Here is a 15,917-nt window from a genome sequence, read left to right as displayed (position 1 = left end):
CGTAGCCGAAAGCCTGCATGGTGAGCAATATTGTGATGTGAGATACCACAAAATTGCTCAACTCGTCAGGCTTTCCCTATTTTCGGATAGACTCTAAGTATCGCATTATACTGCATCCACAGAACGACAAATACGAACCATAGGAGCACTTTATTAATCGTAGCCAGATAGTGGTCGATACGCTTCATGTTTACAACATACGTGAATTCAGCCGATGACAATATACCCTACTATCGTCCCACTGGCACGAACTGCTCCGGTACGTTCCAGCCTTCGAGCGCTACAAGCGGCAGGGTAGCGCCGGGTGTGTAGTCCAGCGTAATCGTTTTCTGCTGACCGGGCGGCACCGATACGTAATTGTCGCTGTAGAACACAGGAAGCAGCCGCTTTTTCGTCGTCGGATCGACCAGCGACAGGCGGTTGAAGAAGGCGACGGGGCTACCGGCGGGGTTGGTCAGCGTCACCTCGACTTTACCGGCAGCTACTTGCCGGGCGCTGAGCCGGACCGGTGCATTCGCCAGTTGCTGCAGGCCCGAATGCGTACCCGTCGAATCGGGAAGCCAGTACAGGTTGTCGCTGATTGGTTTACGGTTCAAATCCAGCAACTGGAGGTGCAGGAAGGCACCCTTGTCGCGCGTCAGACTGCGGATGGCGCGGTTGATGGGGACGTACGGGCGTACCAGCGTCGGGCCGATTTCCGAGAACACCTGCGTCAGCGTCGTATCATGACCAGCCATGTCGTACACCTTGATTACCATCATCATGTCACGGTAATACTGGAAGGTGTTGTTGGCCACCATTACCATGCTGTCGACGGGGTTGTACATGATGTGCAGGGGTTCGCTGCCGTGGTGCAGGCCGTACAGCCCGGCGTTGGGGTCGAGGTAGTAGTCGTATAGCTGACCGCGCATAGCCGTCCACGGGTTCTGCGTTTTCCAGATAATGGTCCCGGTATACCAGTCCCACATGTGCGAGGAGAAGCCTTCCATCAGCGCGCGGTACTGATCGTAGTTGACGAGCTGCGCTTTTTTCGTAAAATCACGAATGTCGGTGGCTTTGCCGTAGGGATCGATAGATGCGTCGTAGCCGATGTATTTGTGGTACTGCCAGACCGAGTCGACCTTGCTCTTGCCACCCGGTACGTAAACGGGTGCCACGCGGTTGGCCTCGGGCATAAACCGCTCCAGCGACGCGTAATCGTTCACCCCTACCGACCCGACTTCCGAATTAAACGGCCAGGTCCGGTAAGCCCAGAACCGGTTGATCGGCTGAATACCGTAGGGTCCGTCGCCGTTGCCGCCCAGGAAGTTAAACGACATCTCGTCGGAGTTCGAATAGTCGACAAACCAGCGCGTCCCGTCGAGTTTGGGCAGAATCGAATCGCGCAGGGGCGTCATGATGTCCTGCGGCAGCGTAATCTCGTTGCCCCCGCACCACATGGCCAGCGACGCATGGTTCCGTACCATCTTGATCTGATCGGCGGCCGACGTCAGGAATAGCGAGTGATCGTCGGGGTACTGCCGGCGCGTCCACTGATCGTCTTTTTTCGCCGGATCGACCCAGCGTCCGTTACAATCGCCCGATCCCCAGAAATCCTGCATCACCAGCAGGCCGTACTTGTCGCAGGCCTGGTAGAATTCAGGCCGTTCGAGCAACGCCCCGCCCCACACCCGCATCAGGTTGAGATTCATGTCGCGGTGGAAGCGGATCTCGGCGTTGTAACGTTCGGGCGACAGCCGCAACATGGCGTCGGACACAATCCAGTTGGCCCCTTTGATAAACACGTTCTGCCCGTTGACCAGGATCTGCCGGCTGCGGGTCGTACTGTTCCATTCGGTCTGGACTTCCCGTACGCCCACGTCCAGCTTTTCCTCGTCCGAGCGTGCTTTCGTCCCCGTCACAAACTGCACCGACGCGGGATACAGGTACTGCGCACCGTAGCCATTGGGCCACCATAACCGGGGATTCGTCAGCGTCAGGGCGGGCAAGTCGACAGTGGTCGTTGTTTGCGGGGCCAGGCGCACGTCTTTCGACACGGTCTGCCCATTCATGGTGTAACGAACCGTGCCGATCTGTACCGTACCGGTAGCATTTTCCAGTTCGGCCGATACACGAATCGTAGCCGGTTGTTGCGCCCCCGTCGGTAGCCGCTTACCGGGCACGACCGTGACAACATGCGGATTTTTGACATTGACCGCGCCCGTTTTTTCGATGGTCACCTTATCCCATATACCCGTATTCCGGTCGCGCATGGGCTGAATCCAGTCCCAACCGGCAACGTACTGATGAGCGACGTTCCGGGCAATGGTGCCATCGCCCCCCTGCCCACCGTTGGGATTACCGACCGGGTCGGGTGGATAAACGATCACGGCCAGCCGGTTTTTACCGTCTTTCTGCAAATAGGGCGTGATGTTGTAGGTCTGCCGGAGAAACATCCCCGTGAACCGCTTCGTGTTCAGCTTGCGACCATTCAGGAAAACGTCGCAGCTGTAATTGATGCCCCGGAAGTTGAGCCAGACCTGCTGACCCGTTTTCGGCGATTCGGTAAACTCGTTGACAAACCAGTAGGTGTAGTAGTCGCGACCCGTGCGGTAAATGTCGGGGATAGCTTCGTTGTTCATGCCGTAGAACGGGTCGGGCACCTGCTTGTTGGCCAGCATGGTCGTCAGCACGGTACCGGGCACGACGGCGGGTTGCCAGTTGGTCAGCGCGTAGGTCGGCGTGGAAATCGTGGTGCCAGCACTGGTTGTTTTGCCGATGGGGTTACAGCGCCAGCCAGTGTTCAACTCGTAGGTCGTCTGGGCGTTGGCCCAGCAGGATACCAGCATGAGCAGGCCGACAAGGCGGCTGAAGGGTAGTCGATTCATAAAAAGTTACAGGTTGTATCGTAAGCCCGCAAGATACGAAGCACGCCCGACGAGGACGGCGGGTAACCCGAAAGCGACGCCTTATTTGTCGCGTACACAGCGAAAACCGAGGTTGTTACTGCCACTACTGACCTCTCCTTTTCCCCGGCTACCGGCTTTGTAGCGGGTACAATACTGATCGCTGCACAGAAACGACCCACCCCGCTGCACCCGCTTGACACTCCCCGGTTCCTCGGGGTCGTAGCTGTCGGCGGGTCCCGGCGGATTGGCCGTAGGCGACTGACTGTAGTAGTCGGGGCGGTACAGATCCTGGCACCATTCCCAGACATTACCGTCCATGTCGTAGAGGCCGTACGGATTAGCGGGGAAGCGTTTCACCGGTGCGATACCGGCAAAGCCGTCGGCCTGTGTGTTGCGCTGCGGGAAGTCGCCCTGGTAGATATTGGCCACCCATTTACCGCCGGGTTGCTGCGTATTGCCCCAGTAGTACGGTTGTTCTTCCAGCCCCGCCCGTGCGGCAAATTCCCATTCCGCTTCGGTCGGTAGCCGTTTCCCGGCCCAGCGCGCATAAGCCACCGCATCGTCGTAGCTGACATGCACGACGGGTTCGTCCTCGTGCCCCCGAATCGAACTACCGGGACCGGCCGGATGCTGCCAGTTGGCCCCGCCAACATACTGCCACCACTGCAACGGATTGTCGAGCGACACGCCCTGCGCCGGGGGCGTAAAGACGGCCGAACCGGGCACCAGCTTATCGGCCGGTACGTCGGGGTAGTCTGCCGGGTCGAGTGGCCGTTCGGCGGTCGTTCGGTAGCCCGTCTGTTTGACAAACCGGGCAAAGTCGGCATTGGTCACCTCGTGCGTATCCATCCAGAACCCGTCGACCGTAACGCTATGTACCGGCCGGGCATCCGCAAATTCGTCGCTGCCCATCCGAAACGACCCGCCCGGTATCCAGACCATTCCCGCCGTATCGCCGGTCGCCGTCCGCTGGCTCGTGACCGTTGTCGCTGTCGTATCACGTTTCGTATCGGACTGGCAAGCCGATAGGGCGGTGACCCCAAGCAGTGTGATCAGGAGACTGTTACTAATTGGCATGGTAGCGGTGTTAAACGGTAACCCCTACCCCTCAATCCCCTGAAGGGCAGGGCTGTTAAGTTCTTGATTTAACGCTGGTAGTGTCTAAATTTCCTTCGGCTAACTATACCCCCCGCCCCCTGAAGGGGGTAAAAATTGTGCATAAATTCACCCCCTTTAGGGGGCGGGGGGTGGGGCTAACCAGAACTTAACAGCCCTGCCCTTCAGGGAATTGAGGGGTAGTAAAGGCTTCAAAATGGCAGTTCGGCTCATCTCCTTAATAAGTACCCTGATAGCGATGGTCGAACCGTTTCTGCCGGATGGGGTGCAGCGGAATCTGGAGTCCGCCCGTCGATTCGAGCCAGGTAAACACCTGATCTTTCATGTCTTTGGCAATGGCCTGATGCGCCGGGCTCCGAATCAGATTATTCACTTCCTGCGGGTCATTTTTCAGATCGTACAATTCGTTGGCATCCCACACCCCGTGATTAAAGATGTACTTGTAGCGGTCCGTTCTGACACCGAACATGGTAGGCGTCTGCGGGAAGTCGGCTTCCCAGTAGTACTCATAGAACGCCCGGTCGCGCCAGGGAATACGTTCGCCCTTTAACAGGGGCAGAAACGAATTACCCTGCATCTGGGCCGGTTTGGAAAGGCCCGCGTAGGCCATGAACGTCGGGGCCAGATCGATGTTCTGCACGACCGATTCCAGCTTCGTACCTGCCTTGACCACCGCCGGGCAATGCACCAGTAGTGGGACCCGCATCGACTCTTCGTACATATGCCGCTTATCGATCAGCCCGCGCTCACCGAAGCTGAATCCGTTGTCGCCCATGTACACGACCATCGTATTTTCCAGTTGCCCGTTCTCCTCCAGCCAGGCCAGCACCCGCCCCACGCTATCGTCGACACCCAGCAGGGTTTCGCAGTACTGCCGGTAGAAATCGTTGAAGCTGATCGTACCGTGATAGAGATAGTCAACGCCATGCCAGCTGTACCGCTGCTGCTTTACCCAGCTGGGCATGTCAGCCATGTTTACCTTGAGATTGGGGTTCATCACCGACTCGCCGGGCGCGGTTTCATTCCAGCGCTTACTGCTGTCGGTAGCCGTCAGGTACATCGTTTCGGGATAGTGGATCGGCGTGTTCCGAAACGCATTCCGGTGTCGTTTGGCCGGCAGAAAATTCGCGTGTACGGCTTTATGCGACAGATACAGACAGAATGGTTTGCTTTTATCGAGCGTCCCCAACCACTTCAGGGCGTAGTCGGTCAGCAGATCGGTAGTGTAGCTGCTGTCGGTATACGACACCTGTTTTCCATTGATGTTGAAGGTCGGGTTGTAGTAATCGCCCTGTCCCTTGAAGCTGAGCCAGTAATCGAAGCCGGGCTGGGGGGCATCGTCGGTATTGCCCATGTGCCACTTACCCAGAAATGCCGTTTTGTAGCCCGCCTTTCGCAGGTATTGTGGAAAGAATTTCAGACCGGGTGTCAGGGGCGCAAAATTGTCGACCACCTTATGCGTATGCGCATACTGCCCGGTCAGGATACTGGCGCGGCTGGGCGAACACAGGGCGGTGCTGACAAAGGCGTTCTGCACGTACGCCCCTTCGCGGGCCAGCCAGTCGAGGTTGGGTGTTTTCAGCCCCGGCACTTTCCCGGTAAAGCCCATGAAGTCGTACCGGTGGTCGTCGGCCAGGATAAAAATGATGTTACGCGGTCGGGCGGGCGCAGTGACCTGCGGCCGGAAGCCAGCCAGCATACCGGCAATAATCACGACGGCAACTCCGGCAATGAGATATGGTCTTGAACTGTGATGCATATGATTCATCTGATTACGCTGATTAAAAAAGAAGAATCAGATGAATCATACTAATCCGACGAATCAAAGGTCAAGATTGTCTGAACTATGATTCATGTGATTCATCTAATTACGCTGATTAGAAAAGAAGAATCACAGTCCATCGTACCAATCAGACGAATCACCGTTCAGGATGACATTGATTAAAGAGAAACCCCCACGGCTAAATGGGGGTACTTACCGGCACTAGCAGTTACCCGTTTGCAACACCCAGGGACAGGTGCATCCGGTCGACAGGTGTTGCCCATAACGAAGCAACTGATGCGTCATAGCGTAATTGGCTGGTTGCGAACGACAATCAACAACGGACATCGTTACCGGGACTGGTACATTGCCCGGCCCGGCAGCTACCCCGCAGTAGGGGAGCCGCCAGGGACGTGGCAAGGTATACGCAAATGGGTTGGGTAGATAAGGAAGCGGAAAGAAACCGAAGACACCGGACGACGGGGCACCATTCGAAAGTAAGTATTTTTCCGGTGGCCAATGCCTGTGCAAGTTTATAGTATAGCTACCAGACAGATGTGCATATTTCACCCAAATAGGTGCACATTTGTTGCATGCTGCGCGACGACTGAAAAAATGCGGACCATTCGTCGTATTTTTTCAGACTGACCGATCCCGAGTCCTGTTCATCTACGCACGGGCGGAAGTACTTATTTGCTCAATGGCCCAGCCCTACCCGACAGCCCGCTCCTTCCGTAAGGCACTGAAGCATTCGCCGTTGCCATCGATTTCGCTGATCGTTGCCTTCCTGCTTGGGTTCTGCTCAGTGGCGGGGGCACAGCGCTTTGCGGCTACCGTGCAGCGGTATGGCCCTGAAGACGGGCTGGCCCACCGCGAAGTAAACGCTATTTTTCAGGACCGCCGGGACTTCATGTGGTTCGGTACGAAGTTTGGGCTCAACCGCTTCGATGGGTCAACGTTTACGACTTACACCCGGGAAAAAAACGGGCTGGACTTTGACGATATTCGTTCTATCGCGCAGGATGCCGATGGACTGCTGTGGCTCATGGGACCCGACGGCAGAGCAGCCATTACCCTCTTTGATCCGGTAACGGGTGTGGCCACCTCCTTCGAAAAACGCTTCAAGCAGCCCCGACCCAGCCAAATCCTGACATCTCCGGAAAAGACGTTACTCAATAACCAGGAAGGAACCATCGCCTTCATCGATAATCGGCCGGCCCGGCTAAACACGTACCATCCCCGATCGGGCCTGAAGACGGTTCTGCTACCCCAGTATAAGACCCTGACGCTGGCGGCCTTTACCACTCGCCATACCGTTTGGGTTATTGCTGATGGGAAGCAACTGGTGGAACTCAGGCTGGATGGGCGCGTACTCCGTACTTACGACCACGCAGACAATGTCTATCTCTGTCCGGGTCAGCGCCATGCGGATACGGAATTCGTTTACACGACGTCAGTAAGCCCGAAGAATATTTACCTGGGTCAACTGTTCAAAATCGACGAGTCGGGTCGTCGGCAGGAGCAATCCATGAAGCTGATTGAACCGGGAACTATGCAACGGCGAATTGTCTATGCCTTTGACCGGAACGGCCTGACCTGGAATGGTTACCAGCTGCGCGATGCGGCCAATCGGTCGGTTATCGACATCAGCGATCAGCTCATTAGCGGCTTTGTCGATAACCGCAGCTTTTTTCGCGACAAGAACGGGAGTTTCTGGCTGGGCACCAGCCTGGGCCTCTACCAGACCCGGATCAGCCAGAACTATTTCCAGCGTTTGTTCTACCTGGCCGGCGTCGGAAAACAACCCGCAGCCAGAGGCATTACCGCCGTGGGCGATACGCTCTATACTAACCTGGAGAATGACATAGGGTTGTTTGCCAGCACGCTTACGGGAACGTCGGTCCGTCAGGTATTTCCGAATCGGCGGTCGTTCCGAAGTCTGAGCGGTAAAGTGGGCAGTAAGTTGTACCTGGGCGAAGAAAATACGCTGGTGACGTACGATTACAAAACCACCCAAACCAGCATAACGCCCATACCCAGTCCGGGAGCCATCTGGACCATTCACCCCTTTTCGGCTACTCCCCGCCGGTTACTGGCTGGTGGCGACCCCGGTCTGTGGCTGGTCGACCCGGTTACGAGCCGGGTTACCCCCTTCCGGCAGTACAACCAGTTTCCCGAATTAGCCCAGGCCCATGTGCTGCACATTGGCACCGACCGGCACGGCACGATCTGGCTCTGCGCCACAACGGGATTTTATAGCGTCGACCCCGTAAACGGCATCACGGCCCGCTACTGGCGGGGTGGCCGGGGAGCATCCAGACTACCGGCCGACAGCTATCAGCATTTTTACCAGGACCCGCAGGGGCTCTTCTGGCTGGCAACGGCCAACGCCGGACTGATTCGCTGGGATCGCGCCCGGAGTCGATGCCGTCAGTTCCGGCGGGCCGACGGGCTGAACAACGACAATATCTACGCGGTGTATGCCGACCGGCGGGGCCACCTCTGGCTCAGTAGCGACAACGGCATTATGCAGTTCGACCCGGTTCGGCTCACGACCCGGAGCTACACAGTGCAGGATGGCATCACGTATAACGAGTTCAACCGCATTGCCCATTATCAGGATGCATAAGGACGGCTCTATTTCGGGGGGCTGAACGGGGTAACGGCCTTCGATCCGCGTGATTTCGAAGCCGAGCCGCCCCTGCCCGACCTGCCCCTGCGCGTAGTTTCCTTCCACCAGTTCGATGCCGATCGGGACAAACTGGTCGACAAAACGGCGGACCTGCTCAGGACGAATCAGATCACGCTGCAACCCGGCGACCGAAGCAGTATCCTCCACTTCGCGCTGCTCAATTACACCGATGCCCAGAAAAACACGTACGCCTACCAGTTTAGCGGGCTGAACGATACCTGGCACCACCAGACCGAGCCCTACCTGCGGCTGGGGAATCTGCCCTATGGCGACTACCAGTTGCTGATCAGGGGGCAGTCGGCCGACGGGCGCATGTCGGCGGTTCCACTCGCCATCGAGGTTCATGTGCTGCGGCCGTTTTACCTGCGGAGCTGGTTTCTTTTTTCGCTATTCGTTCTGGTGCTGGGGGGCGTGTGGGCCTGGGGCCGGTGGCGCGACCGGCAACACCAGCGGTCACAGATCCGGCTACAGGCCCAGATTGACGAGGCTACCCAAACCATTGCCCGGCAGGCGCAGGATCTGCAACAGCTCGATGAAGCCAAATCGCATTTCTTTGCCAACATATCCCACGAATTCCGCACGCCCCTGACCATCATTCTGGGCATGGCCGACCGGCTTCATCAGCAGGCCGACCCGCAGTTGCGCCAGTCGGCCAGTCTGATCGAACGCAACGGCCGGAGTCTGCTGCGGCTGGTCAATCAGATTCTGGACCTGACCAAACTGGAAGCCGGAGCCATGACGTTGCAACCCGTCCGGGCCGATCTGGTTGGTTTCCTGCACTACCTTGCCGAGTCGTTTCAGACCATGGCCACGGCTAAGGGCATTCACCTGCATTTTCAGGCCGATCAACCCGTTGTCGATACCGACTTCGACAAGGATAAACTGGGCGACATCCTGTCCAATCTCCTGACCAACGCCCTTAAATTCACCCCCGCCGGTGGCCACGTTTCCTGCCAGCTGACCACCCACCCGACCTATCCACCCCTGTCCGCCGATTATTACCAAGCCGTCGTGCCGGATGAGTCCGGCGAAGACTCCTGGCTCGCGATTCATGTCTACAACACCGGCCCCGGTATCAGCGCGCAGGACCTACCGCATGTTTTCGACCGGTTCTACCAGCGATCCGTACCGGCAAACCCGACGCAGCCGGTTGCCGAAACAGGCGGCACGGGTATCGGTCTCTCGCTGGTACGGGAGTTACTGCTGCTCATGCACGGTGGTTTGGCCGTACGGAGTAAGCCGAATGAGGGGACCGAGTTTGTGATCCGACTGCGCCAGACCCGACAAAGTCCGGTAGCCCTGACGCCCGGTACCGAGCCGGTCATGCCGAACACGCCCACGCCGGACAATGTCGCCCTTACGGCTACTGCCGACGCAGACAAACCGGTACTGCTGCTGGTGGAAGACAATGACGACGTGGCCCGCTACATCGTTTCGTGTGTTCAGGCCGATTATAACGTCCTCTGGGCACCCAACGGGCAGGCTGGCATCGATCTGGCTCTGGAGAAAATCCCCGACCTGATCATTAGCGACGTGATGATGCCGCGCAAGGACGGTTTTGAGCTCTGCGCTACGCTGAAAAGCGACGAGCGCACCAGCCACATTCCCATCGTGTTATTGACGGCCCGGGCGGCTACAGATGACCGGCTGACGGGCTTACGGCGTGGGGGCGACGCGTACCTGGTCAAGCCGTTCCAGCGGGAAGAGTTGCTCCTCGTGCTGCGTAATCTGTTACAGGCCCAACGGCGACTACAGCGCTACTACAGTCAGCGGGCGCTGGGCAACGTACAGTCCAATTTGGTTCAGCCGGTGGAAGCCGATGCGCTGGACGATCAGTTTATTCGCAAACTACGCAGTACCCTGGAGCAGCACCTAAACGACGCCAACCTGGATACCGAACAGATCTGTCAGTTGATGGGCATGAGCCGCAACTCACTGTACCGCAAGACGCTGGCGCTGACGGGCATGTCGATCATCCCGTACCTGCGCGCGCTTCGCCTGCAAAAAGCCGAAGCACTGCTGAAAAACGCATCCATGAGCATAGCCGACGTAGCCTACGCGGTCGGCTTCGAGAATCCCCGCTATTTCAGCCGGGTCTTTTCGGAAGAGAAAGGCATTTCTCCCAGCAGCTTCAGAGACACAGCGCAGGCGGTACGGTAGCGGATAGGGTTTGGGCAAACGAGTCTCCTGTACGATTACGTCAGTCTTTTCTGGCAGACACTATGGAATTGCCCTGTCCGAGCATCGTATCAGAAAAGACCGATGCGTGTACTTTTTCTTGCCTGCCTTTTCTTCGCGCTGTATCCCTCCTTTGCCCAATCGCAAAACACGCCCCGAACGGTCTATACTGACTTTGTTACCAGTGGTTCGACCATATGGCTTTTGACGCAGACTGGCAGTCTGGAACAGGCCGACTCGCGCACAATGCAGTCGACAGTTATACCGCCCCCACCCGCCCCGCACCTGGTAGCTATTGCTAAAGACACAGCCAATGCACTTGTTGTGGCGGACTCCGCCGGGCAGATCTGGCAGCGCGACGAACAGACACGGCAGTGGTCGGTAGTGGCAACCTGTCCGTACGCGTCGCCCTACGCGCTTGTTGTGGATCGTCATAACCAGTATCTGATCGTGCATCCGTTCGGTATCTGGACATCGGATACGCGCTATAACCACTTCCCCGACGACTCCCTGCTGCTGAATAAAGACGTACGGGGCGGCATGCGAACAACCCGCGAATGGGAAGAAAAACCAGTGTGGTTACTGGACAGGGAAGACCGGCTTTGGCTGGGCTTCGACTACGGCGAATGGGGTGGCCTGCTTTTCGTTTTCGACACGCGTCGGCATCAGTTCGTGCAACCCCAGCCGGGCGATTTCGATCTGGCATTCAACCCCATCGTTTCGATCACGCAGGCTGGTCACGACCTGTACCTTGCCGGCTCCATGCGACACATGATTACCCAGAGTCATATCGCGCGGGTTACACAGCTGACGGCAACGACCATCTTTACAAGCGAATCCTGCTGGGATAAGGCAACCGGCGGAGAGTCAGCGCTCGTGCATGGTCAATCGGTCAGTCTGCTGGCGTTTAACCCAAGCGACAACCAGTTATATGCCTGCATTGATGGTGCGATTATGAAGGCGAACGTTACGAACCGATCGGTGCCTATTGACCGCTGGACGCAGGTTATGCCGCGCAGTCCTACGGATAACGACAGGCTTGTCAGGATGGCGTTCACGCCCACCGGTCAATTGGCGCTTTTATACAAGAATAGGGGTCTGATGTTGTTCGACGGCAAAACGCTCCGGTTTGTGAAGGGCAGTGCTTCAGCAAAAAATGATTGAAAGCATCAGGGACAGAACACCTGCGGGTTCACTCGTAGATCACGCTTTACGCAGGATTTGACCACTTACCGACCACCCGTCGGCGTATGACTTTATGTTTACGTGATAGCCCACGGGCACCGATGCTCCTCTCCTGCGGTATCACCCATCAACACGTTAGCCATTTATCCTATTTGACAATCAACTAACTAGAATAAAAAATATTCGTTTTTTCGGGTCAACGCATACAGTCTTTCGGGTACATTTAAGGACTTAACGCCCGCCCGTATGTATCTCGACGCTACTCCCTTACTTGTCGGTTATCAGACCGATAGCTCCCCCTCCGCCCTGCAGTCGACACCCATTCAGGGCTTTCACCGCAGCAGTCAACCGCCAGCCGATTCAGCGCCACTCAAGCCGATCTATTACGATGGCACGGCGCATTTGATGACCGTTGCTCCGACCGGAACCGGCAAAGGACGCGGAGTCGTTGTGCCAACCTTACTTACCTACCCCGGCTCGGTGGTTGTGCTCGACCCCAAAGGCGAAAATTACCAGGTAACGGCCCGCGCCCGGCGGGAGATGGGGCAGCATGTCATCCGCCTGAATCCATTCGGCGTTCACGACAAAGAATCCGACGCGCTCAACGTGATGGACGTGTTCGATCTGCCCGGTATCGACATCGAAACCGAAGCGCAGTTGATGGCCGAACTCTTCTCGCAGGGTCTCAAGGGAACGAAAGAGCCGTTCTGGGACCTCACGGCGACCATGCTGCTGGCTGGCGTAATCGGCTACGTCGCGTCAGTCTGTCCGCCTGAAGAACGAAACCTGGCTACCGTGCGGGATATCCTGTTCGACAGCGACGCTATTTACCGGCTGGCCCTTATTCTCGATACTCACGGCAAACAACTGCCTAAAGCCGCCTATCACCAGATAGCCGCATTTCTGGCCATGCCCGATCAGAATACCCGGCCGAGCACACTGGCAACGGCCAATTCCTACCTGACTCCGTTTCTCAGTGAGGACGTCAACCGGGTGACCAGTCGCTCGACGTTCAAACTCACCGATTTTCGGGACGGCGCTCCGCTGTCTATTTACATTGTCGTTCCGCCCGACAAGCTGGTGTCGCACCGCGCCCTGCTCAAACTCTGGATCGGCGTGTTGCTCAAAACGATTACCAGCCGTGTGACTATCCCCGATCTGCAAACGCTGTTTATGCTCGATGAAGCGGGGCAGTTGGGTCATTTCGCGTACCTCTACAACATCATCACGTTGTGCCGGGGCTACGGTCTCAAATGCTGGACGATCTGGCAGGATTTTCAGCAACTCGAATCCAACTACCCGCACGACTGGCAGACGCTGATGAACAACTGTGGCGTACTCCAGTTCTTCGGCTGCAAGAACGTACAGATTGCCCGCCGAATCGAGTTCGTCACGGGCACGTCGGCCCTACAGGTGCAGAAACTTCGTACCGATCAGCAGTTGCTGCTTTTGGACGGTGACGCTGTTTTCTCCCGTAAAGTCGACTATCTGGCCGACCCTGCGTACCAGCATCGTTTCGACCCCAATCCGTTCTACCGCCGTAGTGGCCCGATCGACACAGACACCGCCGGGCCGGGCCGGACGTAGTACGTTTACCCCGTCAGGCGCTACGGCTGGGCGGTACGCTCCTGCACCGCCCAACCGACTCGTAGTCAGTCCGTATATCTACTTAGTCTGGCCCTTCACCCAACTGCCGAGCGTATAGGTGTCTAAATAGTTGATCGACAATATATTAAACGGTCAAAAATTCAGAAAATCAGTTGGATATATCCCGTTTACTCATCACCTTTACCTGCCGTTCGTACAGCAACGGACCTTTCTCTTAACACACCTAAATCCCCACGAACATGTCTCAACCCACCGGCAGCCCTCCTAACCGGCCGCAGGCAGACCAGTCCCATTTGGGGCGGGTACCCCTGGTTTGGGTAGTCGACGATGACGACGACGATCAGACCTTCATCGAACAGGCATTCGGCGTAATGACACCCGCCGTCGACGTGTTACCACTGACCGATGGTGCCTCGCTGCTCACTCGCCTGCACGAAAGTGAAACCGCCCCCCGGCTGATTATTCTCGACATCAATATGCCCGGCCTGAGCGGGTTCGATACGTTGCAGCAACTTCGTAGTCAATCGGCCTACGCCAACATTCCGGTCGTGATGATGACGACCTCCGCCAGCCCCGACGATCGTGCCCGGTCGCTGGCACTGGGAGCCAATCAGTTCGTGACCAAGCCAAACACCTACACGCAATTGACGCAACTGACAGCCGGGTTTTCGCGCCAGTGGGCGTTATCGTAATCCAATGTTTTTAAACGCAACATGGGCGATCGGTAGAAAAACGTACCGATCGCCCATGTTGCGTTTATGGCGTAGTTCGCGCTGTTAGCCATGTGTCGATCTGCCCGATAATGGTGGCAAAGTCAGCCGGGTTGCCCACGTAATCCAGTTGATCGACATCGATCGTCAACAGGGTTCCGCCCGTGTATGTATCGGTGAATTCGTCATACAGCTTGTTTAATCGCCCGAGGTAATCGTCACTGATCGACTGTTCAAAATCACGACCCCGTTTCTGAATCTGCTGGCGCAGTTTAGGGAGCCGGGCCCGCAAATAGATCATCAGGTCGGGCGGTTCCACCAGACTCATCATGTTCTCGAACACGCCCCGGTACGTCTGGTAGTCCCGTTCGGTCATGGTCCCCGCCTGATATAGATTCCGGGCAAAGATCGCGGAGTCTTCATAGATGGTACGGTCCTGAATGACGGTGCGCCCACCACCGGGCTCCAGCTTCAGCGCCCGAATCCGACGCATCTGCGTAAACCGGCTGTTCAGAAAATACACCTGCAGGTTGAACGCCCAGCGGGGCATGTCGGCGTAGAAGTCGGCCAGGTACGGGTTACCGGCAACGGCTTCGTACAATACGTCCCAGTCGTAATGCCGGGCCAGTTGTTCGGCCAGTGTCGTCTTACCCGCCCCGATATTTCCCGTGATGGCAATGTGCATAATGTCTCCTCCGACGTAGTGAACCAACTCTGGCCAAATGGGTTTATTTTTGTACCATGAAACCGTACCGCGTCCTTCTTTACTACATCTATACGCCCATTGAAAACCCTGATCAGTACCGCGACGAACACCATCGGCTTTGTCTGGAACTGAACCTGCTGGGGCGCGTCATCGTAGCCGCCGAAGGACTCAACGGCACGGTGTCAGGGCTAGCTGCCGACTGCGAAAAATACATGGACGTTCTCCATGCCGACCCGCGATTTGCCGGCATTGACTTTAAAGTCGACGAAGGCGACACGCACGCCTTTCAGAAATTACACGTACGTACCAAAGCCGAAATCGTGCATTCCGACCTGCCCGTCGACCCCCGGCGGCAAACGGGCATTCACCTCGAACCGGCTGAGTTTCAACGCATGAAAAACGACCCCGACGTGGTGCTTGTCGACATGCGGTCGAACTACGAACACGCGGTAGGAAAATTCGGCGGTGCCGTCACGTTCGACATGGAAAACCTGCGCGAACTCCCCGACCACGTACACGAGCTCGATCACCTGCGCGACAAGAAGATCATCACGTATTGCACCGGTGGTATCAAATGCGAAAAAGCGTCGGCCTATCTGCTGGCGCAGGGCTTCGAAAATGTCTACCAGCTCCACGGCGGTATCATCAAGTACGGTATGGAAGTGGGGGGCGAAGGATTTGACGGCGAATGCTACGTGTTCGATAACCGACTGGCAGTTCCCGTCAATCAGGTGAATCCAACGGTCATTTCGACCTGCTACCGCTGTGGTGTTCCCACTGCCCGGCTTATCAACTGTGCCAGCCCGGCCTGCAACAACCACGTGACCCTTTGCGACGACTGCGGCCACGCGCACGAAGGTACCTGCACCGACGCCTGCAAAGCCGATCCGCACCGCCGGCCCTACGACGGGACTGGCTACTACGGCAAACAGACACAAAGCTATTCGCCCTTGCAAGGCTACAAGAGCCGGCAGGGCCAACGCGTACCCTTCGTTAACGAGCCGCTTCACCCGATTGAGTAAATAAAGCCGGGTCGTCTAAAACCTGAAAGTCCCGAAATATTTCGGGACTT

Annotated in this window: 10 protein-coding genes; 6 read left to right on the top strand and 4 right to left on the bottom strand. The window is 56.9% G+C overall.

The features are described 5' to 3' along the window. Positions 1 to 230: 230 nt before the first annotated feature. From CLV58_RS16505 to CLV58_RS16495, 3 genes are all read right to left on the bottom strand, one after another. On the bottom strand, positions 231 to 2,867 hold the full coding sequence (locus tag CLV58_RS16505; RefSeq protein ID WP_106138929.1) for a glycoside hydrolase family 2 protein: 2,637 nt from the start codon (positions 2,865 to 2,867) through the stop codon (positions 231 to 233). A gap of 81 nt (positions 2,868 to 2,948) precedes the next feature. Next, on the bottom strand, positions 2,949 to 3,965 hold the full coding sequence (locus CLV58_RS16500) for a formylglycine-generating enzyme family protein (protein ID WP_106138928.1): 1,017 nt from the start codon (positions 3,963 to 3,965) through the stop codon (positions 2,949 to 2,951). Positions 3,966 to 4,221: 256 nt separating this feature from the next. Then, positions 4,222 to 5,763 carry a sulfatase family protein gene (locus tag CLV58_RS16495; protein ID WP_170108722.1) on the bottom strand — a complete coding sequence of 514 codons (1,542 nt, stop codon included), beginning with the start codon at positions 5,761 to 5,763 and terminating at the stop codon, positions 4,222 to 4,224. 703 nt (positions 5,764 to 6,466) lie between these two features. Between CLV58_RS16495 and CLV58_RS28770 the strand changes: the two genes are divergently transcribed. From CLV58_RS28770 to CLV58_RS16475, 5 genes are all read left to right on the top strand, one after another. Then, a complete protein-coding gene (locus tag CLV58_RS28770; protein ID WP_245882356.1) occupies positions 6,467 to 8,395 on the top strand; it encodes a ligand-binding sensor domain-containing protein in 1,929 nt (642 codons plus the stop codon). Positions 8,396 to 8,416: 21 nt separating this feature from the next. After that, complete coding sequence (locus CLV58_RS28760) at positions 8,417 to 10,618, top strand: hybrid sensor histidine kinase/response regulator transcription factor (RefSeq protein WP_342748920.1); 2,202 nt, start codon at positions 8,417 to 8,419, stop codon at positions 10,616 to 10,618. Between the two features lie 102 nt (positions 10,619 to 10,720). Further along, positions 10,721 to 11,800, top strand: coding sequence for a ligand-binding sensor domain-containing protein (locus tag CLV58_RS16485; RefSeq protein WP_106138927.1), 1,080 nt, complete (start codon positions 10,721 to 10,723; stop codon positions 11,798 to 11,800). 267 nt (positions 11,801 to 12,067) lie between these two features. Continuing rightward, positions 12,068 to 13,408 carry a type IV secretory system conjugative DNA transfer family protein gene (locus CLV58_RS16480; protein ID WP_106138926.1) on the top strand — a complete coding sequence of 447 codons (1,341 nt, stop codon included), beginning with the start codon at positions 12,068 to 12,070 and terminating at the stop codon, positions 13,406 to 13,408. 260 nt (positions 13,409 to 13,668) lie between these two features. After that, complete coding sequence (locus CLV58_RS16475) at positions 13,669 to 14,121, top strand: response regulator (protein WP_106138925.1); 453 nt, start codon at positions 13,669 to 13,671, stop codon at positions 14,119 to 14,121. A gap of 64 nt (positions 14,122 to 14,185) precedes the next feature. On the opposite strand, the gene CLV58_RS16470 is transcribed toward CLV58_RS16475, so the two are convergent. Then, complete coding sequence (locus tag CLV58_RS16470; protein ID WP_106138938.1) at positions 14,186 to 14,824, bottom strand: deoxynucleoside kinase; 639 nt, start codon at positions 14,822 to 14,824, stop codon at positions 14,186 to 14,188. 56 nt (positions 14,825 to 14,880) lie between these two features. Here CLV58_RS16470 and trhO point away from each other — a divergent pair, with 56 nt between their 5' ends. Then, the gene (gene trhO, locus CLV58_RS16465; RefSeq protein ID WP_106138924.1) at positions 14,881 to 15,867 is read left to right on the top strand and encodes an oxygen-dependent tRNA uridine(34) hydroxylase TrhO; all 987 of its coding nucleotides are present in this window, start codon (positions 14,881 to 14,883) and stop codon (positions 15,865 to 15,867) included. The last annotated feature ends 50 nt before the right edge of the window (positions 15,868 to 15,917 follow it).

The sequence above is a fragment of the Spirosoma oryzae genome (genome assembly GCF_003002825.1).
GTDB lineage: Bacteria > Bacteroidota > Bacteroidia > Cytophagales > Spirosomataceae > Spirosoma > Spirosoma oryzae.
The sequence above is the reverse complement of the archived record's forward strand: the minus strand, read 5'-3'. Positions and strand labels throughout refer to the sequence as shown.